Below are 24,035 nucleotides of genomic sequence, written 5' to 3'. Positions count from 1 at the left end.
TCTGATTTTTCGCTCATCTGACTACATTATCATATTTCTCGGCGATCGCTCTCACTATTTTTTACCTGAATCCTTACGTTTGAATTATACAGAAAAATACAGCCCGCCCTCTTGTAAACTCCTGTTGCTCGACTTAATATCAATCAAAGGAATTCCCCAGCCTCCGCGAGCATTCCACCTTTCGCCGTACAGTTACCGCAACCGCAATCCCTCTGATAGCAAAGTATTCGCTTCCAAAACCGCCCTTTCCCTGGGATTCCAAAGATTGCCAAAATCCACAAACGGCGTCACGTGCAAAACTCCTTGCTTGTCGCGGGTGCGCTTGCATCGGATACCGCAACTCGGCTGAATCAAAAATCCCGCTATCGGCAAGCATTGCATCCTGACGGTAGCCCCGCAATGTGTCTGATCCCCCTATACCGAATGGTTCGAGCCCCAAAAGCTCTGCCCCAGCCAATTCCACATCCGATCGCACCCGCAGCAGCGTCTCAGGAGCCAACAACCGCAGGTAATGCAATTGACTCGGCAAAACCAAAAATTGACTGTCAGGGCTGCTGCTGCTCACCGTAGCGCCAAATGCTGCCACTCCCTGACAGAACTGCGATCGCGCCGCCCAGACATCTCTCTCTTCCCTTTGAGTAAAATCCTGAAACAGCCTCAGCACCGCAACCCGATTTCTACCCCAATTATCTGCTTCCGACGACAGTGGAAAATCTTTTCCCAGCCAAGATGTATCGCTTTCTCGACTGCCGGTACCAATACCGATCGCAATTTCTCTTCTCGGATTTTGCACGATCGGCTCGCGGTAAGTCAACTGCCAACTACTTCAAATCGAGTGACTTTTATCGTACCCGGAATGTTAGCAATTCTGCAGGCTGTGCCGGCGCGGGAATAGCAAGCGGCAAAAGCTGTTCGCCTAAAAGCAAGGGTTCTGGCGGCGCCGGTTACGGGAGGGGAGCCGGATTTGGCAGTCGCGGGTTGGGAATCGGAAATTCGTGTCTGTTTTCTCCTCGATTCGGCAACTGAGGGAGAGTTTCTGCGGGATCACTTTGGGTTAATTGATCGAGATCCGGGATGCTATTTTCTTGCTCTTTACTGCCTCTATCTAATTCTGAACCTGAGTATAAATCACGAAGCCGATCGCGATCGTCTGCTGTTTCTTGATTTAGTTTGAATTGAGACGGTAAATTCTCATGCACAATTGGCGCTTGCACCCCTGAGTCGGTAGCAACCATCGACTCGCCAACACTTAGAGCTGATAGCAGTGCGGGGCAAATAGCTGCAATTGAAAAACCAAGTGCTAATGCCTTGAAAAACTTGATTTTACAAAAGCTTCTAGAAAATTGCACGGGCATGACAGATTAGCCATATTTGATAGTTATTTACACTTACGATCGGGCGCAGCCGACGCAATTGCAAGGAATAAAATTACTCTATCACTTTTTACAAAGTTAATTCCTTAAGTCAATATAAAGATAGTTGACAGCACTCCTTTTTTGTGTACTAAATAATTACTGAAAAAACTCTGACCACGAATTTCAAAGGTGGTACCCGCCACGTGATTTATCCGTGGAATCAATCCAAAATCGAAAATCTAAAATCCTCAAGCCCCCGGATTTATCCGTGGGGTCGCCTCTAAAATCTAAAATCGAAAATCGATTGACCTCCCAAGCTAGCCCTCTTGCAACGAATAAAATTACTCTATCACTTTTTAAACACTTAATTCCTCAAGTCAATATAAAGATAGTTGACAAAAATCCTGTTTTGTGTATTTAAAAATGACTAAAAAAAACTCCGACCTCCCAAGCTAGCCCTGTAGGTCGGCGGAGCATTCTATCAAACCTGCGATCTGACAAATAGGTAAATTTTGATAGAGATTACTACATTTTATTGAGCTGCGATCGCAATTCTTCCAACTCAGCGTCAATCACCGGGCTCGACTCCGAACTACTAGCTGCTGCCGTTTTACCCGCTGCCGGCAATTGACCTTGAGACACAGACCCCCCGGTAAGTTGAGCTTTCATCTGAGCCAACTCGTCGTCAACATCACCGCCGCTTTCGAGCAAGCGGAACTGTTCCTCTAAATTGCTGCCGCCGGCGGCCAATTCTGCCGAAGCCCCCGCGCGAGCTTCAATCTGCAAAACTTTTTCTTCCATGCGATCGAAAGCCGCCATTGAACTGCCAGTATTCAAGGTGCCAATGGTATTGTTGAGCTGTTCCTGAGCTTTAGCAGCGGATATCCTCGCTTTGAGCATATCCTTCTTAGTCTTAGCTTCGGAAATTTTGCTCTCCAAACCGATCAAGTTGCGCTTGAGACTTTCCACCTGAGCCGATTGCTGATCCAGACTGGCTTTCAGCGTCGCCGCCGTTTCAGCGTGAGACTTTTTGCGAACTAGCGCTTCCCGGGCCAAAGTCTCGTCTCCTTTTTGCAGGGCTAGCTGAGCGCGCTGCTGCCACTGGTTAGACTGAGATTCAGCTTGATTGTACTGAGTCTGGGTGCGCTTTTGAGTGGCGATCGCGCTGGCAACGGCTTGACGCAACTGCACCAAGTCTTCCTGCATATCCGTAACAGACTGTTCTAAAATCTTTTCCGGGTCTTCAGCTTTGTTTACCAGATCGTTAAGATTGGCTTTGACGACTCGGCTAATGCGGTCAAATAATCCCATAATGCTATTTTTCCTGGGTGAGGTGTACGAAGTAGGCGGAAAGCAGGCTTGATAGCCCTAGCCCGCAGTTGTGAAAATCACTCTTGTCAGATTTTTAGTGCGATTTAGTTTTTGGCAATTTTTGCAGACAGATAAATCCAGTTTAAAGCGATCGAGTAAAGTGATGCAGGCAAGCTTATTCATGCACCTATCTATTAAGTTTAACTTCGATCCGGGAATTCCCCAACAGGCTTCGAGCCATCTCTAGCTAGGCTGTTGAGAAGTTTTTGCTTGTCCCGACTATTGTTCTGTTGCCTGCTGTTCAGGATGCGGGCGGCTCGCTCGACGGCAATTTGGGTGTATTGTTGCCCGGAAGCATTTGTGCTTTCATCGCCGCCAACTCGTTATCCACATCGTCAGCACCTTCGAGAGAGAGAAACTTCTTTTCTAAATCATTAGTTCCGAGTTCTGCGATTGCTTCGGAGCGAGCTTCTAGCTGCATGACTTTCTCTTCCATCCGTTCAAAGGCGCTCAAAGCGCTGCCGGTACTGAGATTTCCCATCATTTCTTGCAGCCTTTCCGACGATGCGGCCGATCGAGCTCGGGCAATGTACATATCTTTTTTAGATTTTGCCTCGGAAATTTTACTTTCGAGCGTCCGCATATTTTCTTTAAGTTTAGTCACAACAGCGTTCTGTTGTCCGAGACTGGCTTTCATTGCCGTTGCCGTTTCTTGATAAGATTTCTTGCGCGTCAGAGCTTCCCGCGCCAAATTTTCCTCGCCTTTTTGCAAAGCTAGCTGCGCCCGCTGATGCCATTCTGCGGCTGTAGACTCAGCTTGGGAACACTGTCGTTCAGTGCGTTTTTGAGCTGCAATCGCTCCTGCCACAGCTTGTCTGAGCTGCACTAAATCTTCCTGCATATCCATTACAGCCTGTTCCAGAATTTTTTCTGGGTCTTCAGCAGCCCCGACCAAACTGTTAATATTGGCTCGAATCACTCGCCATAGGCGATCGAATAATCCCATTTTGCCCGTCTCCCGATTTTATTAAATTTTAGATTTAGGACTGGGAAGTGACAATTACAAAACCAATTTTGTGTTAGACAAAACATTCCTCATTGTCTAGCTTTGTCTAACAATTTAGTTAAAGTTTTTCACCCTTTACCTAATTTATGGCTGATAGTATTGTGGCTTCACCCCTTTTTCTTGGAGTTCTTTCACCAAACGTTCTGCTGAGGCAGGATCGTTCAAAGCCCCCATTTGGATCTTGACACCCTTTGAGAAGTTTCGCACGTAGGCATCGGGAACAGCGGTTCTGGCTTGCTGCAGCGATTTTTCGTCGGTGTAATCGGTGACAACGTAATAGAAACCGTCGGCGGCCCGTGTAGGCCTTCCCAGTGGGGATGCGGCGGCTGGGGATGCGGCGGCTGGGGATGCTGTCGCCGGGGATGTGGCTGCAGGCTGGGCTGGGGAGGGTGTTGGAGGCAGTGTCGGCAGTGTCGGCACAGGCTGCGCGGCGCTAGGGCTGGGAGTAGGAAGCAAAGCCGTACTCAGATTGTTGAGTCCTTGTTCCCTGCCTCTGGCCGGGTTGCCGTCTTCTGTAGGAATTGGCACAGCCCCGCTGGGGCCTGGAGGCGCTGGCGGAGTTGGCGGGATTGAGGCTTTTGGTGACGGGGAAGCAATCGGGCTGACTGTCGGCTGGACATTGCTGAGAGTGCTCAAATCTAGCTCGACAAATTCCTTGGATACCAGATTGGGAGCTTTCGGCAGTTCCTTGGTGCTGGTATCTGAGATGGCAGTAGAGGCGGGACTGTCGCTTGAAGAGGGTGCATTGCGATCGAGCAAACGGTTCAGGCCGGCCATCTTAACTAGATTTGACGGGTACATGACTGCGTAGCCCAAAGCTGTGCATGACAGCAAAAACAGCAGCATCGAACTCAGTCCCAAGGGAGTTAACAAACTGGCGGCTAAACTGCGTTCTACCGTAGGCTCAGCTTTTGACTCGTCCAAACTTTCGATCAGTTTTTCGCTTGATTCGAGATATTTGTTGGGTGCGAAGGTACTGCTAGATAATTTTGTGCCGCCCTTGGTAGTTGCTAGCGGGGCATCGCCCTGAGTGCCGGCAAGGGATAGGGGCAGCGATAGCGGCTGCTGGGTTTCCTCCGCAGTCTCCGGCGCCAAATTTTGGGCTAGCTGTTGCTCGGTTGTGGCTGTTTGCTTGCCGCTACGAACTGAGGGCGACACCCACTGTTCGGCGCGCCTCCTGTGCCTTCTGTATGTTGTCAGTTCTGCTTCTAGGTTTACATCTAGACTCCCCAGGACTGCTTGCAAAGCAGGGTTGATTGGGGTTGAAGAGGATTGATGATTTGGGGATTCAACCGAAGAACGCTTACTCATTAGCAAAACTCCTACCGCCTCTGAATTAATTTTAATATGTTGATTGTAGAGATAAACATGAAGGTTGAAAACTTGCCTATTTTATGATTAGCTACTTTTGGCGTCAATGCAACAGGGGCCCGATCGCCGGCAGCTATTTTTCATTTTCATTTGAAAACTTAATTGTTGCTGTTTCCCAGAGGCTGCTTACCGACACTCTCAGCTAATTTTTGTATTCTAAGCTACCGCTTATTTGTAACCTCTCATACTCGTTGGGCATTTGTACTTTTTCTTGATCCCTAACGTCTTTATAAACTTTTAACCTGTGTTTTTACCTATACAATGAGCAAGCACCGAGCTAATTGTTTCTATATATAACGAGATTATAAATAAATTATAAAATTTATTTATGCTTCGGGGATCGCTACAACCCAGACAGCATAAAGGTTGGGATGCTCTAAAACCTGCTAGCTCTACAAAGGAGAATTAGAGATGAAAATGATTTCCCTAAGAACTTTTATGCAAACCTCCTTAACTTCACCTTTAACTTCAGCTTGTGGTCACTGCCGTCACTATACCCCTGAAGGCAGACGCGGGGGTGTTTGCGCTTTACTAGGCGGGCCGGTTCAAAGTCACTGGAAAGCTTGTGCTTTAGCCGTTTCGCCTTTTAGGTCATCTTGGGAAAACATAGAAGAAATTGGACTGTGGCAAGAATCGACTCTGACGCTGCAGGATGCCACCGTCACTCTTTCCGAGCGCAATGCCTGCCAGCTTACAGGCACAACGTTAACCGAAAAATCGGCAGCAGCAGTCTCAGTTTAGTTCGTCGGCTGCCCTGCTGCTCATACCATTTTCGATTTTCGATTTTCGATAGGGGAATCACTGATCATAATCATGGTTTGGATCTGGCAAAGCAGTTTCATTCTTTGTGGGAACTGGTATCACTACTGACACTTTTGGACTACAGGGTGCATTTGGCTTTACTAACTCATAAAAATCAGCAGGATCTACTTTAATATGAGCGCATAAAAAAAACTGATTTCTCCATCCAGCTATGGCAGCCAAGGATATTGACTAAAATCAGGTTGCCGTTTTTCCAAAAAGGCTTGTTTGCCTTCGGCGCCTTCTTCGGTCATATAGTACAGCAAAGTGGCATTTCCCGCCAGTTCTTGCAAACCGGCTTGACCGTCGCAGTCGGCATTAAAAGCGGATTTCAAGCAGCGAATCGCGATCGGACTTTTTTCGAGAATTTCCGCAGCCCACTGAATCCCTTCTATTTCTAGTTGTTCGACGGGCACGACGCAGTTGACTAAACCCATTTCTAGGGCTTGCTGCGCGCTGTACTGGCGACACAAAAACCAAATTTCTCTGGCTTTTTTCTGGCCGACAACTCTGGCGAGATAGCTAGCTCCGAAACCACCGTCGAAACTGCCGACTTTGGGGCCGGTCTGTCCGAAAATAGCATTGTCAGCAGCGATCGTCAAGTCGCAAATTAAGTGCAGAACGTGACCGCCTCCAATTGCGTAGCCTGCAACTAAAGCAATTACTACTTTGGGCATAGAGCGAATCAACTTCTGCAAGTCGAGCACGTTCAACCGGGGTATGCCACCTTGGTCTACATATCCCGCCGAACCCCGCACGCTTTGGTCGCCGCCGGCGCAAAAGGCGTATTTGCCGTCTGTATGAGGCCCCGCACCGGTGAACAGGACAACGCCGATTTTTGTGTCTTCGCGGGCATCAGTAAAGGCATCACACAGTTCCAGTACGGTTTTGGGACGGAAAGCGTTCCGTTTGTGAGGTCGATTGATGGTAATTTTGGCGGTGCCGCCGCTTTTGTGATAGAGAATGTCTTCGTAGGTTTTGGCGGTTTGCCATTCAATTTGCATAATCAATCAATTTGAGATTTGAGATTGAGCTGAGTCAATCAAGGCAGCGACAAGTCGCTTTTAGATTTTAGAGGCATTCGGTTCAATGGGATACAAGGGTCGATCGACTCTTGCAAAAAAAAAATCAAGCGGGACTTAGGGAGAAACCAGGTTTTTCAACAACATACGCCGTGCAGCGCTCTTGGTAGGGGTTAAACAACCCGGTTTTTGAGGGTAAGAGCGCCCAATTCCCATCTCAAATGGAAACAGCGTCAAATCCTCGAACTCCTCGAACTCCTTTTACTGCCCCCAAATTTATATGCGCTGGATTATTTGCGGAGTAAAATACTCAGCAAGTGCTTTGCTGCTTTGCCAAATACCGGATCGCGGGACTCGAATTCGCTGGGATCGAGTAAAGCTTGAACTTCGCCAAAAGCTTCTGAGTCTAGGGTTCCTTCTTTAGTAAATAAAGTTTCTAGGACTGCAATGTGTCTGGAGTCTAGGCCGAGCCGATTTGCGATCGACTGTAAGTACATTTGCTCCCGTAGGTCGATGTGTCCGTCGGCCGCGGACATTTCGTAGCCGGAACCGATGAGCAACAGTTTTTCTGATTCTGAGAACAAAGCTGTCAGGGTTAGCAATTCTGTGGGGTTGAAGTAAACCTGCTGTTTCGATACTCCTTTGACAAGGCGCTGAATTAGTTCTACCCGATCGCGGTCGCCGCTGGCAAAGGCTTTGAGAGTCTTTTGCAGCCGTTCTTCTTCTTCAACTGCGATCGTCCTGTCAATAATCATCACTCCGCGCAGGATGGAAATCAGAGCCGTCAGAAACACTACCAAAGGAGTGATATCTTGTTCGCGCAGCTTTTGCCGGCTAATGCGGCACAACAGCTCAACAATTTCAGTGGTAATCGTAGTGGTGTCCATAATTAAAGACTCTCGATTAAGCTGTAATGTAACTTTATTTATCGATCTTAAGTTTTTCTGTTACTTAGGTATGACGTGAATTATAAAGCTGAGCCGTTGGCTATTAGTGAGACTACTTATTTTATTCACAAACGCTGGATGACTAGGGCTGTGGAACTGGCGCAAGCAGCCGGTGATGCTGGTGAAGTGCCCGTAGCTGCTGTAATTGTTGACGGTAGTGGCAAATTGATTGCCGAAGCGCAAAATCGGCGAGAGCGAGATTGCGATCCGACTGCTCACGCTGAAATCTTGGCTTTGCGGGCGGCCGGCAAAGTTTTGCAAGACTGGCATCTCAACCAATGCACGCTCTACGTAACGCTGGAACCTTGCCCGATGTGCGCTGGTGCGATCGTCCAAGCTCGGATTGGTTTGCTGGTATACGGAGCAGATGACCCGAAAACTGGCACAATTCGGACTGCTGCTAATATTCCCGATAGCACGCATTCGTGTCACCGCTTAGAAGTGCTTGGCGGTATTATGGAGTCTGTTTGCCGCGATCAGTTGCTTTCTTGGTTTGAAGCGCGCCGGAAAAATTAACAGGTAAAATTTTTTACTATCTTCGGGGCGATGTTTAATCGAAATTGATCCTTTAACTGAAATAATAGATCCGTAATTGCCTGCTCAAGCTTTCGAGGCGGCCGACTGCTCTGCATTAGTGCTGTCCGGTTGGCTGAGGTTTTACCTGTGACAGATTATCTCTTGCGGGTGCGATCGCTCGATCGGCACAAGGCCAATAGCAAAAGTGTCCCCATCTAAAAACTAAAGATTTGGCCAACACCTTACTTTAAACTTTAGATCTCGATAAAGCAGCTTAATTGCTATGCCCCACACCGCCACGATCGCCGTTGAGTCCAGTAAATCCTCTCTAGTGAAGCCCATGCCTGCCAAGGTAGCATCTAATACCTCTCGCGTTTCTCCTTGGTTAACCTCCTTGCTCTATCCGCTAGGTCACTATGTTGTCCTACCGTTTCATTTTGGCAAGATTGAGATAACCGGACAGGAGCACTTGCCGAAAGACGGGCCTGTCATCTTAGCCCCTACGCACCGCTCCCGGTGGGATGCCCTGATGATGCCTTATTCAACTGGACAGAAGGTGACTGGACGCGATTTGCGGTTTATGGTAACTGCTGATGAGGTCAAAGGAGTGCAAGGTTGGTTCATCAGACATTTGGGGGGGTTTGCTGTGGATCTCAAGCATCCAGCAATTGGCAGTCTCCGTTATGGGGTGGAACTACTCCTCGACAAGGAAATGTTGGTGATTTTTCCCGAAGGCGGTATTTTTCAGGATGGGGAAGTTCACCCGATTAAGCCGGGATTGGCGCGTTTGGCAATGCAAGCAGAGTTGAGCAAACCGGGTTTGGGCGTGAAAATTGTACCGATGAGTATCCGCTATCGCCCGCGCATTCCTAAATGGGGTTGTCAGGTAAAAATTGCGATCGGTTCTCCGATTTCCGTGGCGGATTATGCCAATGGTGGCGGTGGTAAAAAAGAAGCACGATTGTTGACAGCCGAGATCGAAATGGCTCTTAAAAAGCTTGATGAAAGTTGAGAAGAAGGAAGAAGGAAGAAGGAAGAAGGAAGAAGGAAGAAGGAAGAAAGAAAAAGAAATTATGATATAATGTTTTCGGGTGCTGTAGAGAGATACAGCACTTATTTCGCTGCTTTGTCTTGTCTGTATTAAGTGTGAGCCTTAATGGATTGTGCTTTGAACTTTAAGCCTGGTCAAATTGTCAGTTTAGAATGTGGAGATGCGTGCCTGCATTCCGAGGTAATCCAAGTGGTTGAGGCACGTCAAGTTTGTTGGGTGCGCCCTTTGATGTTAGTTGTATCGGCGTCGGGGAAGGATTCACCTGCAGAATACACTTTATCCGATTTGCGAGATGGTGCTGATTTGCTGTGGCCGCTGAGTTTGTTTCGGGAGGCTTTTGATACTGAGGTAATTTCACTGTTGACTGAGTTGCACTCTCTGGACTCGGAGAAAAAGGATGGTGCGATCGCATCTCGGCAACTTAGAGATTTTGTCGATCGAGTGTGGGAAGCTTTTCCCACAGCTTTTAATTAGTCATCAGTCAACAGTCAACAGTCAACAGTCAACAGTCAACAAAATAAAACACAGCTCGCCATCACAGAATTGTTAATCTAAAATATAGCGTGTGAAAGCTCTTCCGGGTTGAGATTATTGTGAATAACTTGACCGTCGCGGAACCAGACAACGCGGCGAGTTTGGCGCGCTACTTCGGGTTCGTGCGTTACCATAACAACAGTCATGCCGCTTTCGTTGAATTCTGTAAAAATATCCATTACTTCTTGAGTAGTTTTTGTATCCAATGCACCTGTAGGTTCATCAGCCAGCAACAACACGGGACGGTTGACAATAGCCCTGGCGATCGCAACCCGCTGCTGCTGTCCTCCTGATAGTTGATTCGGTCTGTTTTGCAGCCGACTTTCCAGGCCTACTTTTGTTAAAGCGTCTACTCCCCGTTCGCGTCTTTCTGGTGCGGGAATGCCTGCATAAACCATCGGTAACATGACATTTTCTAATGCTGTCAATTGAGGCAACAGGTGAAATTGTTGGAAGACAAAACCTAATTTTAAATTGCGAATTCCGGCTAATTCTTCTTCGGGCATTTGGGCGACATCTACGCCGTCTAAGTAGTAACTGCCGCTCGTAGGTCGATCGAGACAGCCGATAATATTCATAGCTGTAGATTTGCCCGATCCCGATGCGCCCATAATCGAGCAATATTCTCCTTGTCTTACCGTCAAGCTGACGCCGTTTAAGGCGCGAACTTCCAGGTCGCCAATCCCGTAAACTTTTGTTACCTCTTCCAGACCGACAACAACGGGCTTTGAGAGGACTTGCGGGTCGAGGTCTTGGTATGTATCGGTTTGTAGTTCAGGCATTTTTTTTCTGTGCGATCGACACAACTAACTACTAAGTTAACACTTCTTATCGGTTTTGGCGGCTGGAAGGGCGATCGTTTGGACGCTAATTTCAGTATCAGGCGTCATTGCAAATGCAGCCGAGTAGAGTGAACCAATCCCGAAGAATGGATATTGCTTCGCGACTTTAAACAAGTCGGATAAGTTGTAATTATGGGACTTACACAAGGGTGGTGAGAAACCGGGTTTTTTCACGAAAATCATTCGCTACAGCGCCCATAAATCATAAAAAACCCGGTTTCTGCGGTCTTGATGCGTAAGCGCTAAATTAAACAATTTGTCGCTTAAATGCTCTCAGGATCGATGTTCAATTCGCGCAGTTTTGCTGCCAAACGTTCGGCTCTTTGAGCTTCTTGTTCGGCTCTTTGAGCTTCCTGTTCGGCTCTTTGAGCTTCTTGTTCTGCACGCTGGCGGTTTAATTCCCCCTGTTCCTCCAATTCCGAATATGAAAGAAACCTTTGTCCATCGGGTCGATATATTTCTAACCCAGCTTCGCCCAACTCAAATCGCACTCCCAATCTCGGACTTACCCAGCCCTCCATCGGCTCAATTAATTCTAAGTTTCCTTCAATTCTTTGCCAACCGCTCAAATCGTTGTTTTCTGGATCGTAAAGGTAATATTCATCGACTCCATAGCGATTGTAAAATGAAAGTTTTTTGTACATCTTGGTTTGTCTGTCGTTGTGAGAGCGAATCTCAAACGCAACTTGGGGAGCAATATTATCTTCGTTAAATTGCAGGTAGGAACGTCGATCGCCCTTTGGTCTACCAAATATTACCATGACATCCGGTGCTTGAGAAATGTCTGGTCTACCTTCAACTGGATACCACAGTAAATCGGCTGCTACAAACACGTTTGGGTCGTTTTTAAACAGCGATTCGCAACCTTCTTTGATTTTGACAATTAATTTGTATTGTATTGTGCTATCTGCCATTGGTTGACCGTCGCTGCATGGATAAATAATTTGTTCGGTCGTGACTTGCATAGTGGTTGTCTCCGAGAACTATAACTAGCTATTTCCTCATCGGTCGCAGAAAAAAAATTACATTTTTATATGTTTCTTGTCGATCGCTTGTGCTATACTCTAATAATGGGAGTGTGAGAAAATTTAAAATTAACGCACAGATTCCAATTATAAAATAATACCCGTTCAAGCGCAAAAAGTAAAGTAGTTGATCCCCCAAAAAAAAATTTTTGAGATATCATTAAGAAAAGTAAAGCGTAAAATTGGTAAGTGGGCGATAAGAAGGTAGAGACAATTATGACATACGACTACGACTTGTTTGTGATAGGTGCGGGTTCCGGCGGATTGGCGAGTTCCAAGCGAGCAGCATCCTACGGCGCAAAAGTGGCGATCGCCGAAAATGATTTAGTAGGCGGAACCTGCGTAATTCGCGGCTGTGTTCCCAAAAAACTCATGGTTTACGCCTCAACATTTTCGCACCTTTATGAAGATGCGGTGGGCTACGGTTGGAGTCCAGTAGAAAGCAGCTTCGACTGGGAAAAACTTGTCACCACGGTAGACACAGAAGTGCGCCGACTCAGCAAACTGCACATCAGCTTTCTTGAAAAAGCCGGAGTCGAATTAATCTCAGGATACGCCAAATTTATTGACCCCCACACTGTCGAAGTTGGTGACAGAAAAATCACCGCCGCCAAAATCTTAATTGCAGTCGGCGGAGAAGCGCAAAGAGTCCCAATTGTCGGCATCGAACACGCGATTACCTCTCGCGAAATCTTTCTACTAAAAGAGCAGCCAAAACGGTTGGCAATTTGGGGAGGAGGCTACATCGGCGTCGAATTTGCTTGCATTATGAACGGGTTGGGAAGTCAAGTAACTCAAATCATCCGGCGCGATCAAATTTTGCACTACTTCGACGCAGAAATTCGAGCTAACGTGCAAGAAGGAATGACTAAGCACGGAGTTGAATTTTTGACAGAAAGCTCGATCGCACAAGTTGAGAAAACCCCAGAAGGTTTAAAATTAACTTTGTCGGGAAAATCCTCAGAAACATTGATAGTAGACGCGCTACTGTGCGCTACCGGGCGTCAGCCTAATTTAGAAAAATTGGGTTTAGAAAATGCGGGAGTAGAAACAGATAAAGGTGCGATCGCCGTTACCAAAGACAGCCGCACCAGTCAGCCGCACATTTTTGCTGTCGGAGATTGCACAAACCGCATCAATTTAACGCCAATTGCGATCGCTGAAGGCCGTGCTTTTGCCGATACTGAATTTGGTAATAACCCCAGATCGATCAGTCACGAAAATGTTGCATCAGCAGTATTTTCGCAGCCGGAAGCAGCTACAGTTGGCTTAACAGAAGAGGAGGCTAAAGCCAAGTTTCCCGAATCAATTAAGTGCTATACAGCCAAGTTTAGACCGATGTTTCATTCTTTGACAGGTGCAGATGAGAAGACTTTTGTCAAGTTAGTTGTTGAAACTAATACTGACAGAGTTTTGGGCGTGCACATGGTTGGGAAAGACGCGGGCGAGATTATTCAAGGAATGGCGATCGCTGTTAATATGGGAGCTACGAAGAAAGACTTCGACGCGACTATTGGCATTCACCCATCGACTGCTGAAGAGTTTGTTACTTTGCGGTAAAGCGGGGGAAGCGGCCAGGGGTTTAAACCCCTGGCTAATAGCTAAAGTCGGTTAAAACCGACTCAAGAAAACTATTTTGAAGAACAGGCAGGATGCCTGTTCCACACAAAAATTAAATTTTCTGGTTGTGGGGTGGGCGTCCCGCCCGCCCAAAAATACAATTTAGATACAACACAACTTATTAATGAGTGATTCAACCAAACAAAACAAAATTTTAGCATTCTATCTCGGTCAGCAGCCTGATTCACAAGGTCGGGCGATCGAGGATATTTGGTCGTGGGATTACCAGAAGCTGGAATCCGTGCACAATTACATTCAATGGCTGTTTCCGCTGAGAGAAAAGAGCCGCTTTAATTCCAGTGCTCCGACTTTAAATGATGAGGTAATTCAAGCTTTTAGAACAAGTGAAGAGTTGAAAAATCGCTTACTCCATTCGTTCAATGTCATGCTGGCGTTTTACGGGTTGGAATGCCGCGAAGGGGAAAACGCAGAAATTGTAGTTGCCAAATCCGAGGAATATTTGTCACGGAAAAGAGAGTGGATTCAACAATTTAATCACAACTACCTGCGGCTGACTAGGATTCTCACAAGTTTGACAGAGTTGGGATTGAAAAATTACGCTTTGGCTCTTTTCAGGTGTTTGGATGAGATATATAATGAAAATCAAAAAAGTATTGGTTTAGAAACTTATACATATTGGAAAAATGCTGTAAATAGTTAAATCGATCGAAGCCAATCAGCGGGACATTAACCGAACGCTACGAACACAATAAATAATGGATAAAGCAATTACAGAAAATCACGCTCAGTCAGGCAGAGAAATTTATCAAAGGATTTCCAACAACATTCAAAAAGTGGTGAAAGGGCAATCAGCAGCAATCAGGAAATTGCTCTCAGCCTTTGTGAGTGGCGGGCACGTCCTCTTAGAAGATTATCCCGGTACAGGTAAAACTACCCTAGCTAAAGCCCTAGCCTTATCTGTCGATGTCACCTTTAAACGCATTCAATTTACACCTGACCTTTTGCCATCCGATATCTTGGGCATATCCATGCTCGACCCTAATCAACGCACGTTCCATTTCCACGAAGGCCCAATTTTTGCTAATATTATCTTGGCTGACGAAATCAATCGGTCATCACCGCGAACCCAATCCGCCCTCCTAGAAGCAATGGCAGAATTTCAAGTCAGCATTGACGGAAATTTGCACAAACTTAAAGACCCATTTTTTGTCATTGCTACTCAAAATCCAGTAGAATCTCGTGGCACTTATCCACTTCCTGAAGCCCAAATGGATCGCTTTGCAGTTCAATTTAGTCTAGGATACATCTCGCCAGAAGAGGAAGTTAACCTGCTCGGAGATCAAATCCATCAACATCCTATTGATACACTTCAAACCTGCGTTAATTTAGAGGATTTAATTAGCTTAAAACAGCAGGTAAAGCAAATTAGAATTAGTGAAGAATTGAAACGTTACCTCGTAGATATCGTGAATGCAACTCGCTCAGCCGAAGGCGTACAACTAGGGGCGAGTCCCAGAGCTTCCATAGCTTTAATGAAAGTTGCTCAAGCATTAGCTTTGTTCGATGGCTATGAGTTTGTTACGCCAGAACATATTCAAGAACAAGCGGTATCAGTAATCGCTCATCGCCTAGTAATGGAACCTCAAGCGCGTTTTTCGGGTAGAATGGCCGCAGGTGTTGTTGAAGAAATTATCAAATCTATTCCTGTACCCGCCTAAAAAATGAAACGTTTTTTCTACGCTATTTTTCGCTTCTGTGCGCGTGTAAATCGCTCGCGAAAGAAGCGATTGACCAACAATGGGTTAGCAGTGCTTAGCTGCACGCTTTTAGCGGGAATTTTAGGATTAGATACTAATCAGACTGTGACTTATCAAATCTTTACTTTCCTGTTGTCAATTATAGGAATAGCCATAATTTTTAGTAAATTTTTTCGCTTCCGCTTCAAGGCAGTACGGTTGTTGCCAAAGTTTGCAACTGTTGGAGTCACTTTAAAATACCGTCTACTTATTCATAACAAAACTAACCTGAGTCACAATAACCTGAAATTGTGGGAAAATTTTGCCGACATATACCCAAGCTTTCAAGAATTTATAGAAACACCTGAACCCGGTGAAGAAAAGCGCACTTCATTGGATAAATACTTCGGCTATTATCGTTGGCTGTGGCTGATTTATAGAAAACAATGCGCCACAGCTAAGGTCATAGAATTGCCTCCTCTTCCACCCAATAGCAAAACAGAAGTGGTAGGTGAAATTACGCCGTCTTGCAGAGGTGTTATCCGCCTCAGTGGTCTAACAGTTACTAGGTCAGATCCTTTTGGGATTTGGAATGCTTGTAAAACAATTTCCTTGCCCCAATCTCTGTTAATTTTACCCAAACTATATCATTTACCACCAATTCAGCTTCCTGGCTCAAGAAGATATCAATCAGGTGGCGTAACATTAGCTTCATCCGTAGGAGATTCCGAGGAATTTAGGTCTCTGCGGGATTATCGACCGGGAGATCCGCTACGAAAAATTCACTGGAAAAGTTGGGCAAAAGCAGGTAAGCCAATGGTCAAAGAAGAACAGGATGAATTTTTTGTGAGGCACGCCCTAATTTTGGATACATTTCAAAGTGTAAAATATAGTGAAATTTTAGAAGAAGCAATTTCAATTGCTGCTTCATTATCCTATGAAGTTCAGACTCAAGAATCCTTATTGGATTTGATGTTCGTCGTTCAAGAAGCTTATTGTTTTACCTTTGGTAGAGGGCTGAACTCTACTGATAAAATGCTAGAAATTCTCGCCTCCGTCGGTGCCTGCCAGGATAAACTTTTTGACTCGCTCACCTCAGTTTTAATGGAAAAAATATCTCTGCTAAGCGGTTGCATTTGTATATTTTTGTGCTGGGACGAACCTAGAAAAAGATTAGTAAATTATCTGAGAAGTCGCGACATCCATACATTAGTTTTAATTTTAACAGAGCGAGATGCTCAATTAGATAGCTTAAATTTAGAGTTGATTAAAGATGACTTAACAAGCTGCCATATTTTAAAGCTAGGTCAAATACAAGAGGAGTTAATGAAATTATGAAAATGCCAGTGTTTCTTTTGGGTGTTAGTGTAATTTTTTGGGGCTGGCAGACGGGACTATGGTTTTTTGCTTTACCAATTGCTCTGATTTTAGAGGCAGCTAACTGGTTGCCTTATCGGTGGGATTTTTCAGCTAGTGATTTTAAGCGCATTGCTAATTTCTGCCTGATTTTTTTGTGCTGTTTGCTGGTTTATCTCCTGGTCGCTAACCCCTCTATTTACTTGATATATAATTTGTTGCAGTGGCTTCCTGGTTTATTTTTTCCACTGGTAGCTGCTCAGGTATATTCTGTCAAGGAAAGTTTGGATATACGCCTAATGTTTTTGTGGCTAAACAAGGCTACAAAAAAAGCACCACTTAAGCACTTGATGGTGAATCTAAATTATCCATATTTTATCTGTTGTCTGCTATCCGCTAGTGCTGCGAATAGTAGAGAGATATCTTTTTATGCTGGGATATTTGCCTTAACCGCTATTGCTTTGTGGTCTGTGAGACCGAAAAATGTTTCATTTATTCTCTGGCTTGGTCTGATGTTAATTGCTGGCAGTATAGGATTTATAGGACAGATGGGCCTGCACCAACTTCACCTAGCAGTAGAACAGCAAGCAATCTCATGGCTTAGTCATGGGAATTCTCAAGAAACAGATTTTTTGAAAAAACAAACGAACATGGGATCAGTGGGATTATTAAAACAGTCAAATGAAATTATTTTTAGAGTGGCTTCTGAAGCTAAACAGCCTCCTCCCCGACTGCTAAGAGAAGCCACTTATAATCGCTACAACTCTTCACTTTGGCTCGCCTTAAATCCTAACTTTGTTCCCGTACAATCAAAGACTAATGGCACAACTTGGGATTTAGGCGACCAACTACCGAATCCATCAACGATTACTATTTCGGCTACACTCCAAGGCAACCAAGGTTTATTAAAGCTGCCAGATGGAACTTTTAAAATTGACGCATTGCCTGTCAGTCAGATGGAAAAGAATAAATATGGCACAATTAAAGTGGTAGGAAAAGGTGATATGCTGGCTTATCGAAGCTACTTTAATAATAATTTTTCTGTAGATAGCCCGCCTACAAAAGATGACCTACAAATACCAAAATCAGAAATAGCTGCACTGAATAAAATCCTCAGCCAAATGGATATTCAAGGAAAGGCGCCACCAGAAATCTTAGATAAAATAGAGTGGTTCTTTCTGAAAAATTTCGTTTATTCACTGAAGCTTAGGGGCCAAGATAATGATGCTACGCCTCTATCAACATTTTTACTCAACACTCGCTCTGGACATTGTGAATATTTTGCTACTGCTGCGACACTTCTCCTCAGAAAACTTGGTATTCCAGCCCGTTATGCTGTTGGATATTCTGTTCACGAATTTAGTCCTTTGGAGAACCAATATATTGTAAGAAGTCGCCATGCTCATGCTTGGACTTTGGCTTATATCGCGGGAAAATGGCAAGCTTTTGATGCTACGCCTTCTGATTGGGAAAGCATGGAGGAGGATGCTGCTCCCCCAGGGGCATTTATCTCTGATTTATGGTCGCTATTGAGTTACAAAATTTTGCTGGGGTTGCGATATTTATCAGGTAGCAATGGATTGAAGTATGGGGGAGTTATCCTGCTGGCATTAATATTTATTTGGAGGTGTAATCCTAATTTTAAGAAAACTGTACGCCTTTTATCTAAAAAACAAAGATGGCTAAAAGCTATTTATAACAAAGATTCATTGAGTCCGAAATCGGAATTTTATTTAATCGAACAGGCGTTAAATGAGTCTGGATTGATTCGCCATCCTTCCGAGTCTTTAAAAAATTGGATCGAGAGGTTAAAAAAAGAAAAACCGGAATTATATTGTCTCGAAGAGTTAGCATTGTTGATTGAGATTCATTATTGCGATCGCTTCGATCCCAAAGGAATTCAAGACGCACAAAAAGCTGAATTTAAATTGGCAATTCAATCCTGGATCGAGCAATATCGCAGGCAGGCGATCGCCTCAAACTCTCAGGTCAATAAAAGTGGTAAGTCTACTATAGCTTTTCTCAGGTAGATGATGTACAGATTTAGATTTTAAATTGGGGTATTGAGGAATTTTTAATTGATTCGTAAATTCCCCAATTATTCAATTATTCAATCTAAACTTGTACCTCCCTTAATTGAGAACCGCTATACATATAGCCTTTCTCAGAAAGATGAGGTACTATCCGGCATAGGGCATAGGGCATAGGGCATAGGGCATAGGGCATAGGGCATAGGGCATAGGGCATAGGGCATACCTCACTTTTTTGAGAACCGCTATAGCTTTTCTAAATCACTTGTAAAAGTAACGCTTCTGGGGCGAGTCAGAGCGTCCATTTTCTTAACCAAGGCTGGGACTCTGGATTTGGGTTCCCAGGCTTTACACCTCGAAACCCGTTAATTACAGGAAAAATCAGGACACGGCAGTGCCGTTTCCCTACCTGCCGCGTCGTCGAAAAAAAATTTTAAATCCTTTGAACCTTTTTTGCGATCGTCCTGTCTAAACACTTCAGATAACGAACTGGTGGGGGAAACTTCACAGGTGTTAGCTGTGTCAGCCAATGTTTTAACCGATGACTGTTCCGACTCGGACTTAGTTGCTGAGTGCCTAAAGGGCGATCGCACTTGCTTTCGCTACCTTTACAAACGCTACCAACACAAAGTCAGGTCAACCCTTTACCAACTCTGCGGCCCCTCACTTCTTGACGATTTAGCACAAGAAGTATTCCTGCGAGTCTGGAAAGGATTGCCCAAACTCAAGCACCAGGAAAACTTTTCTACTTGGCTTTATCGAATCACTTGGAATGTGGCTTCTGACCAAAGACAAGCATTTGCTAAACAGCATTCTTTTGACTCCCAACTCAAAAATCAAGAAACAATGGATCTGGTTATTCTCAAAGATAACACCTCGGACTTGATGCAGTTGCACTATCAAGATTTAGTGCAGCGGGGACTGGAGCAATTGAGCTTTGAACACCGCAGCGTTTTGGTGCTGCACGACTTAGAAGACATTCCGCAAAAAGAAGTAGCCCAAATTTTGGGACTCCCTGCGGGAACCGTCAAATCTCGCGTGTTTTATGCCCGAAATTCTCTGCGGCAATTTTTGCAAAAAGAAGGTGTCAGCGAGCTATGAATAACCCAAGCAGCGACCAAGAGTTAGTTAATTTCTTGAAGCAACATAGCCAAAATATTCCTGAAGCTAGACCAGATTTAGAGCAAAAAATTCTAGCCGCAATCGAAAGTAATCAGGCGAGCCTTTTCCCTGAAAACCACCTCCCAAAAACGCGATTAAGTGCGTCAGCAAAGTCTGATAACAGGTTCAAAATATCCTCTGTTTCTAAGTGGGCTTTGTCGTCTGCCATTGCTGCTAGCCTGCTAGTTTTTTGGTCTGGATACCGTCCGTTTCAGACTGCACAAGTGCAGGATGAGGAAACAGCTAAGTTAGAAGAATTTTTAGTTACTAACTGGGAGGGTGTACTCCATGATTCTCCCCAAGAAAGTATGACCGATCGCTCACAAACAGACTGGTTGACTGTCAGCCCTAGTGCTGACAGTCAAGCGCCAACAAATAAGTAATATCAAACAGGTAATTTTCATGTCAATTCGTCGTATATCTGCCCTAGCCGTTTTAATGCTGACTCTCGGCAGCACAGCCGCAGCAATAGCAGTTCCCAATCCGCTAGAACCAGAAACAATTGCACAAAACCAGCGTCCCAATCGACCCGCTGGCAGGGAAGGTGGGATGTTCGAGAAACTTAATTTAAGCGCAGATCAGAAGCAGCAAATGCAGGCAGTGCGCGATCGCTACAAAGACCAAGTTTCCCAGCGGATGCAAGCAGTGCGCCAAGCCAGACAAGAATTGGACACGATGATGTCCGGCACGGCAAATGCCAGCGAAATCCGTGAAAAACACCGTCAAATAATGGGATTGAGACAGCAGTTTGAAGAGGTGCAATTTGAAATTACACTCGCAATGCGAGAAGTGCTCACGGCGGAACAGCGCAGCCAATTAGCTCAACTGATGCAGCAGCGCCGACAAAATGCTAAAAACCGGATGCAAAACGGTCAAAAACCGCAGTAATTGACGAGTAGTTTTGAGTGAATCGCAGAGTTCGTAAGCACTCTGCGATTCATTTTAAGTAGGTATAACACCAAATCCGGGTTAGCTACCCCCGTTATGATAGCGAAAAAAACTGCACTCACTTGTATTTGTTTAACACCCCCAAATCCGATAGAAATTGGGCAAGAAAGCTATCACCAAGTTGGGAAAATTAGCGATGTAAACAATTAGTAAACAAGCAGGGCTTTTTCATTCTCACGAAAATCGCGATTTTGACTCTTGTAGTGCCAAGAATACCTACCCCCCCACAGACGATTTCACAAGTTTCAGACATGGGGGCAGCCACGGGGGGCAGCCCCTAGAAGAGAATGAAACAGCCCTGCCCCACGTGGTGAAGAGAGCAAAATTTTAGACGAAAGTTCAAGCTCGCTCATTGGGAGCATCTTTATGAAAGCAGCTAAGCTAGAAATTGGAGTTTTGAGGCAGGAGCCCGGAGGCAGGAGCCCGGAGGCAAGAGGAAGAAGAAAGCAGCCATAAGAAGTGTTTTTAGAAATATGAGATGCTCCCCCAGGTTCATGGAGTAAATCTAAAATCTAAAATCTAAAATCTAAAACCTAAAATCTAAAACCTAAAATCGAATGACCCCTCTAGCTAGGCGCAAACGTTAGCTTTCATGCTGGTTGCGTCGCCTAATGTACAGGTGTGGCTTGATATTTTTCCCTCCAGCATGATATCATCAGGCTGCTCTATTTTGTTTGTTAATTTAGATGGGTGGTTAATATAGAATTTACTAAATGAACCGCAGAGAACGCAGAGACCACAGAGGGGAGAGAAAGAGCCAATTAAAATTTATTGATATGAGTAAAATTTACTATTAAACCGGAGCTATTCAAATGAGATTGTTAAAACCCTGGCGTTTAGTTTTATTAAGTATAGTTTTTGGGATGGCTGTAATTCTCTCAAATTGCGGCACTCCTTCAAACACGGTTAGCAATAATTCTCCAACTCCGACAACTCCTGCAACGGTTCCGGCTGGGGCTTTAGTATACGGTGCGGGTGGGCCGCCGGTCAATCTGGAACCGGGAAATATTACTGATGGAAATTCGGTGATTGTTATCGACCAAATTTACAATCGCTTGACTGATTTCAAACCGGGAACTGTAGAACTTGAGCCGAGTCTCGCTACTGAATGGTCAAGTTCTAAAGATGGCAAAACTTGGACTTTTAAGTTGCGTTCCGGGGTAAAGTTTCACGACGGTACGGATTTTGATGCGGAAGCTGTTAAGTTTAATGTAGATCGCTGGTGGGATGCGAAAAATCCTAACGGTTTTCGAGAAGCGGGCAAGAATTATCCGATTTGGAAAGATTTTTTTGGCGGGTTTAAGGGAGAAAAAGATTCTTTAGTAAAAGATGTGGCAGTTGTTGATAAGTTTACAATTAAATTTGTTTTGAATCGACCTTTTGCTGCTTTTCCGTCAGCGATTGGATCTGGTTATTTCGGGATGGCGAGTCCGGCGGCGGTGAAAAAAGCGGGTGCTAAGTACGGAACTCCGGGGTCGCTGGCGGTGGGTACGGGGCCTTTTGTGTTTCAGGAATGGCGATCGGGCGATCGCATTATCTTAGCAAAAAATCCGAATTATTGGAAAACTGGCACGCCAAAAGTCAATCAATTGGTAATTCGTTTTGTTGATGATCCGGCGGCGAGACTGGCTCAATTGAGAGCTGGTCAACTTGATTTGACTGTGGATTTAACGCCGGATCAACTGCAAGAAGTTCAGGGAGATGCTAATTTAGAAGCTGTTGTGCGACCTTCTTTTAATGTCGGTTATTTAGCCTTAAATCCGAGTTACGAACCTTTGTCAAAACCAGAAGTCAGGCGGGCGATCGCCCAAACAATTAACAAGCCAGCAATAGTCAAAGCTTTCTGGGGAGAACTCGGAAAACATGATTCGCAATTTATCCCGCCTGCGCTGAATTGGGCGGCGTCCGATCGAGTTAAAGATTATGAATTTAACCCGCAGCAAGCTAAAGCAATGCTCGCGAAAGCCGGTTATCCGAACGGTTTTGATTTGGATTTGTGGTATATGCCCGTCAGCCGTCCCTATTTTCCCACGCCGAAGCCGATTGCTGAGGCTTTGGCGGCGGATTTGAGCGCGATCGGGATTCGCGTAAAATTGCTGACAAAGGATTGGTCTGCTTATTTAGCCGATCGCCTCAAACCTCCCGGCTTTCAAGCTTTTATGATGGGTTGGACGGGAGATTATGGCGATCCAGACAATTTTTATTATCCTCACTTCGGGCCTAGTTCCACGGGGGATTTGGGAAATTGGAAAAATCCGAAAGTTCTGCAACTTTTGGATCAGGGGAGGGCGAGTGGGGATAAAGCAGCTAGGGCGAAAATTTATGCGGAAGTTAGCGAGATTTTGCACGAGGAAGCTGTGCGTTTGCCGATCGTACATTCGCAGCCGCTTTTAGGGAAACGCAAGAATATTCAAGGTTGGATTCCGAGTCCTTTGGGGTCGGAGTCTTTTGAGGAAGTGAGCAAAAATTGAGAAGTTAGATCGAGATGCACCCTACAGATAGAGTTTATGCGTAAGTCATGTTTTAGAGGAAAGTGAAGTCGGCAGCATTAATTTGACTCGCCGATATCGTGCTCAGAGATGCCAAGATTTCTCCTGTTGGCACAAACCGGATTAAAGTTGCACTGTTACTTTGAGTAATTGCTAATTGAGAGAAGGTGATACCGCTAGCAAGTGTGAGCAAATCTTTCTCGTCTTCAAAATCTAAAATGGTATCCGTTCCGACATCAAGTCCTAAGAGGAATCGATCGCTCCCCAAACCTCCAATTAAACAATCATTTCCCAAGCTGCCAAATAGGGTATCATTTCCCTCACCGCCGTAGAGAGTATCATTCCCTTCACCGCCAAGGAGACTGTCAGAAGCGCGATCGCCAAATAAAACATCCTCACCGTTATTGCCAAGCAAAGTATCATTGCCCTTGCCACCGTAAAGGCTATCATCCCCGTTGCCACCTTCGAGAAGATCATTACCTTGATGAGCGTACATCCGATCGTTGCCATCAAGACCACTGAGGGTATCATTTCCCTGTTTACCACTGATGGTATCGTTGCTGCGATCGCCTGCAAGGATATCGTCGCCATCAGTACCGATAATTGGAGAAGGATTGGACTGCGTTGGTGTCGGTGTGACAGATGGCGTTGGTGTTGTTGTCGGAGTTGGCGTTGGCGTGACAGATGGCGTTGGTGTTGATGTCGGATTGGGCGTTGGCGTGACAGATGGGGTTGGTGTGGCTGTAGGAGTTGGTGTGGCCGTAGGAGTTGGTGTGAAAGTAGGCGTCGGCGTTGTTGTGGGAGTAGGCGTCGATATTAAGTAGTCAAACAAAATTAATTACACAAACAACTAATATGATATAATAAAAAATATCAAGTTGTGCTCAAAGAGA

24 protein-coding genes are annotated in these 24,035 nt (G+C 45.2%); 14 read left to right on the top strand and 10 right to left on the bottom strand.

Annotated features, from left to right (window positions below):
• Nucleotides 1-139 precede the first annotated feature (139 nt).
• The 3 genes from QUA83_RS25670 to QUA83_RS25660 all read right to left on the bottom strand — a co-directional run bounded on the left by QUA83_RS25670 (nt 140) and on the right by QUA83_RS25660 (nt 2,666).
• Nucleotides 140-814, bottom strand: coding sequence for a ShlB/FhaC/HecB family hemolysin secretion/activation protein (locus QUA83_RS25670; protein ID WP_333296754.1), 675 nt, complete (start codon nt 812-814; stop codon nt 140-142).
• 130 nt (nt 815-944) lie between these two features.
• Nucleotides 945-1,235, bottom strand: a complete 291-nt coding sequence (locus tag QUA83_RS25665; RefSeq protein ID WP_333296752.1) for a hypothetical protein — start codon at nt 1,233-1,235, stop codon at nt 945-947.
• A 645-nt stretch (nt 1,236-1,880) separates the two neighbouring features.
• On the bottom strand, nt 1,881-2,666 hold the full coding sequence (locus tag QUA83_RS25660; RefSeq protein ID WP_006635936.1) for a PspA/IM30 family protein: 786 nt from the start codon (nt 2,664-2,666) through the stop codon (nt 1,881-1,883).
• A gap of 70 nt (nt 2,667-2,736) precedes the next feature.
• Here QUA83_RS25660 and QUA83_RS25655 point away from each other — a divergent pair, with 70 nt between their 5' ends.
• Nucleotides 2,737-2,913, top strand: coding sequence for a hypothetical protein (locus QUA83_RS25655; RefSeq protein WP_333296751.1), 177 nt, complete (start codon nt 2,737-2,739; stop codon nt 2,911-2,913).
• A 54-nt stretch (nt 2,914-2,967) separates the two neighbouring features.
• Here QUA83_RS25655 and QUA83_RS25650 read toward each other — a convergent pair whose 3' ends face one another.
• The gene (locus QUA83_RS25650; RefSeq protein ID WP_333296750.1) at nt 2,968-3,672 is read right to left on the bottom strand and encodes a PspA/IM30 family protein; all 705 of its coding nucleotides are present in this window, start codon (nt 3,670-3,672) and stop codon (nt 2,968-2,970) included.
• A gap of 144 nt (nt 3,673-3,816) precedes the next feature.
• On the bottom strand, nt 3,817-5,043 hold the full coding sequence (locus QUA83_RS25645; RefSeq protein WP_333296749.1) for an SPOR domain-containing protein: 1,227 nt from the start codon (nt 5,041-5,043) through the stop codon (nt 3,817-3,819).
• Between the two features lie 498 nt (nt 5,044-5,541).
• Between QUA83_RS25645 and QUA83_RS25640 the strand changes: the two genes are divergently transcribed.
• Nucleotides 5,542-5,844 (top strand): hypothetical protein, encoded by a 303-nt coding sequence (locus tag QUA83_RS25640; RefSeq protein ID WP_333192972.1) that lies wholly within the window; start codon nt 5,542-5,544, stop codon nt 5,842-5,844.
• A 230-nt stretch (nt 5,845-6,074) separates the two neighbouring features.
• Here the strand turns inward: QUA83_RS25640 and menB are convergent, their stop codons facing one another.
• A complete protein-coding gene (menB, locus tag QUA83_RS25635; protein WP_333296748.1) occupies nt 6,075-6,908 on the bottom strand; it encodes a 1,4-dihydroxy-2-naphthoyl-CoA synthase in 834 nt (277 codons plus the stop codon).
• Nucleotides 6,909-7,216: 308 nt separating this feature from the next.
• Nucleotides 7,217-7,813 carry a TerB family tellurite resistance protein gene (locus tag QUA83_RS25630; protein WP_333296747.1) on the bottom strand — a complete coding sequence of 199 codons (597 nt, stop codon included), beginning with the start codon at nt 7,811-7,813 and terminating at the stop codon, nt 7,217-7,219.
• Nucleotides 7,814-7,888: 75 nt separating this feature from the next.
• Here QUA83_RS25630 and tadA point away from each other — a divergent pair, with 75 nt between their 5' ends.
• From tadA to QUA83_RS25615, 3 genes are all read left to right on the top strand, one after another.
• The gene (tadA, locus tag QUA83_RS25625; RefSeq protein ID WP_333296746.1) at nt 7,889-8,389 is read left to right on the top strand and encodes a tRNA adenosine(34) deaminase TadA; all 501 of its coding nucleotides are present in this window, start codon (nt 7,889-7,891) and stop codon (nt 8,387-8,389) included.
• Between the two features lie 283 nt (nt 8,390-8,672).
• Nucleotides 8,673-9,401: a lysophospholipid acyltransferase family protein gene (locus tag QUA83_RS25620; protein WP_333296745.1), complete on the top strand. Its 729-nt coding sequence runs from the start codon at nt 8,673-8,675 to the stop codon at nt 9,399-9,401.
• A 144-nt stretch (nt 9,402-9,545) separates the two neighbouring features.
• A complete protein-coding gene (locus QUA83_RS25615; RefSeq protein ID WP_333296743.1) occupies nt 9,546-9,914 on the top strand; it encodes a hypothetical protein in 369 nt (122 codons plus the stop codon).
• Nucleotides 9,915-9,991: 77 nt separating this feature from the next.
• Here the strand turns inward: QUA83_RS25615 and QUA83_RS25610 are convergent, their stop codons facing one another.
• Both QUA83_RS25610 and QUA83_RS25605 read right to left on the bottom strand, forming a co-directional pair.
• Nucleotides 9,992-10,756 carry an ABC transporter ATP-binding protein gene (locus QUA83_RS25610; RefSeq protein WP_333296742.1) on the bottom strand — a complete coding sequence of 255 codons (765 nt, stop codon included), beginning with the start codon at nt 10,754-10,756 and terminating at the stop codon, nt 9,992-9,994.
• A 323-nt stretch (nt 10,757-11,079) separates the two neighbouring features.
• Complete coding sequence (locus QUA83_RS25605; RefSeq protein ID WP_333296741.1) at nt 11,080-11,781, bottom strand: Uma2 family endonuclease; 702 nt, start codon at nt 11,779-11,781, stop codon at nt 11,080-11,082.
• Between the two features lie 276 nt (nt 11,782-12,057).
• On the opposite strand from QUA83_RS25605, the gene gor reads away from it, so the two are divergent.
• The 9 genes from gor to QUA83_RS25560 all read left to right on the top strand — a co-directional run bounded on the left by gor (nt 12,058) and on the right by QUA83_RS25560 (nt 23,124).
• The gene (gene gor / locus QUA83_RS25600; RefSeq protein WP_333296739.1) at nt 12,058-13,401 is read left to right on the top strand and encodes a glutathione-disulfide reductase; all 1,344 of its coding nucleotides are present in this window, start codon (nt 12,058-12,060) and stop codon (nt 13,399-13,401) included.
• 184 nt (nt 13,402-13,585) lie between these two features.
• On the top strand, nt 13,586-14,122 hold the full coding sequence (locus QUA83_RS25595; RefSeq protein ID WP_333296737.1) for an opioid growth factor receptor-related protein: 537 nt from the start codon (nt 13,586-13,588) through the stop codon (nt 14,120-14,122).
• Nucleotides 14,123-14,177: 55 nt separating this feature from the next.
• Entirely contained in the window at nt 14,178-15,140 is a 963-nt protein-coding gene (locus tag QUA83_RS25590) for a MoxR family ATPase (RefSeq protein WP_333296735.1), read from the top strand.
• 69 nt (nt 15,141-15,209) lie between these two features.
• Nucleotides 15,210-16,496: a DUF58 domain-containing protein gene (locus tag QUA83_RS25585; RefSeq protein WP_333296734.1), complete on the top strand. Its 1,287-nt coding sequence runs from the start codon at nt 15,210-15,212 to the stop codon at nt 16,494-16,496.
• Nucleotides 16,493-18,544: a transglutaminase-like domain-containing protein gene (locus QUA83_RS25580; protein ID WP_333296733.1), complete on the top strand. Its 2,052-nt coding sequence runs from the start codon at nt 16,493-16,495 to the stop codon at nt 18,542-18,544. The genes QUA83_RS25585 and QUA83_RS25580 overlap by 4 nt, the downstream gene beginning before the upstream one ends.
• Before the next feature lie 510 nt (nt 18,545-19,054).
• On the top strand, nt 19,055-19,645 hold the full coding sequence (locus tag QUA83_RS25575; protein WP_333296755.1) for a sigma-70 family RNA polymerase sigma factor: 591 nt from the start codon (nt 19,055-19,057) through the stop codon (nt 19,643-19,645).
• The gene (locus QUA83_RS25570; protein ID WP_333296732.1) at nt 19,642-20,088 is read left to right on the top strand and encodes a hypothetical protein; all 447 of its coding nucleotides are present in this window, start codon (nt 19,642-19,644) and stop codon (nt 20,086-20,088) included. Before QUA83_RS25575 ends, QUA83_RS25570 begins: the two co-directional genes overlap by 4 nt.
• A 19-nt stretch (nt 20,089-20,107) precedes the next feature.
• Entirely contained in the window at nt 20,108-20,593 is a 486-nt protein-coding gene (locus QUA83_RS25565; protein WP_333296730.1) for a Spy/CpxP family protein refolding chaperone, read from the top strand.
• A gap of 872 nt (nt 20,594-21,465) precedes the next feature.
• The gene (locus QUA83_RS25560; protein WP_333296727.1) at nt 21,466-23,124 is read left to right on the top strand and encodes an ABC transporter substrate-binding protein; all 1,659 of its coding nucleotides are present in this window, start codon (nt 21,466-21,468) and stop codon (nt 23,122-23,124) included.
• A 52-nt stretch (nt 23,125-23,176) separates the two neighbouring features.
• On the opposite strand, the gene QUA83_RS25555 is transcribed toward QUA83_RS25560, so the two are convergent.
• Entirely contained in the window at nt 23,177-23,974 is a 798-nt protein-coding gene (locus tag QUA83_RS25555; RefSeq protein WP_333296726.1) for a calcium-binding protein, read from the bottom strand.
• Between the last annotated feature and the right edge of the window lie 61 nt (nt 23,975-24,035).

The organism is Microcoleus sp. K1-B1 (assembly GCF_036704705.1).
GTDB lineage: Bacteria > Cyanobacteriota > Cyanobacteriia > Cyanobacteriales > Microcoleaceae > Microcoleus.
This window is presented reverse-complemented; position numbering and strand designations above follow the sequence as displayed.

Coding starts and splice junctions, on each gene's coding strand:
- QUA83_RS25665 (WP_333296752.1), bottom strand. CDS start 1,235: ATGGTTGCTACCGACTCAGGGGTGCAAGCGCCAATTGTGCATGAGAAT.
- QUA83_RS25660 (WP_006635936.1), bottom strand. CDS start 2,666: ATGGGATTATTTGACCGCATTAGCCGAGTCGTCAAAGCCAATCTTAAC.
- QUA83_RS25650 (WP_333296750.1), bottom strand. CDS start 3,672: ATGGGATTATTCGATCGCCTATGGCGAGTGATTCGAGCCAATATTAAC.
- QUA83_RS25645 (WP_333296749.1), bottom strand. CDS start 5,043: ATGAGTAAGCGTTCTTCGGTTGAATCCCCAAATCATCAATCCTCTTCA.
- QUA83_RS25640 (WP_333192972.1), top strand. CDS start 5,542: ATGCAAACCTCCTTAACTTCACCTTTAACTTCAGCTTGTGGTCACTGC.
- menB (WP_333296748.1), bottom strand. CDS start 6,908: ATGCAAATTGAATGGCAAACCGCCAAAACCTACGAAGACATTCTCTAT.
- QUA83_RS25630 (WP_333296747.1), bottom strand. CDS start 7,813: ATGGACACCACTACGATTACCACTGAAATTGTTGAGCTGTTGTGCCGC.
- QUA83_RS25620 (WP_333296745.1), top strand. CDS start 8,673: ATGCCCCACACCGCCACGATCGCCGTTGAGTCCAGTAAATCCTCTCTA.
- QUA83_RS25615 (WP_333296743.1), top strand. CDS start 9,546: ATGGATTGTGCTTTGAACTTTAAGCCTGGTCAAATTGTCAGTTTAGAA.
- QUA83_RS25610 (WP_333296742.1), bottom strand. CDS start 10,756: ATGCCTGAACTACAAACCGATACATACCAAGACCTCGACCCGCAAGTC.
- QUA83_RS25605 (WP_333296741.1), bottom strand. CDS start 11,781: ATGCAAGTCACGACCGAACAAATTATTTATCCATGCAGCGACGGTCAA.
- gor (WP_333296739.1), top strand. CDS start 12,058: ATGACATACGACTACGACTTGTTTGTGATAGGTGCGGGTTCCGGCGGA.
- QUA83_RS25595 (WP_333296737.1), top strand. CDS start 13,586: ATGAGTGATTCAACCAAACAAAACAAAATTTTAGCATTCTATCTCGGT.
- QUA83_RS25590 (WP_333296735.1), top strand. CDS start 14,178: ATGGATAAAGCAATTACAGAAAATCACGCTCAGTCAGGCAGAGAAATT.
- QUA83_RS25580 (WP_333296733.1), top strand. CDS start 16,493: ATGAAAATGCCAGTGTTTCTTTTGGGTGTTAGTGTAATTTTTTGGGGC.
- QUA83_RS25570 (WP_333296732.1), top strand. CDS start 19,642: ATGAATAACCCAAGCAGCGACCAAGAGTTAGTTAATTTCTTGAAGCAA.
- QUA83_RS25565 (WP_333296730.1), top strand. CDS start 20,108: ATGTCAATTCGTCGTATATCTGCCCTAGCCGTTTTAATGCTGACTCTC.
- QUA83_RS25560 (WP_333296727.1), top strand. CDS start 21,466: ATGAGATTGTTAAAACCCTGGCGTTTAGTTTTATTAAGTATAGTTTTT.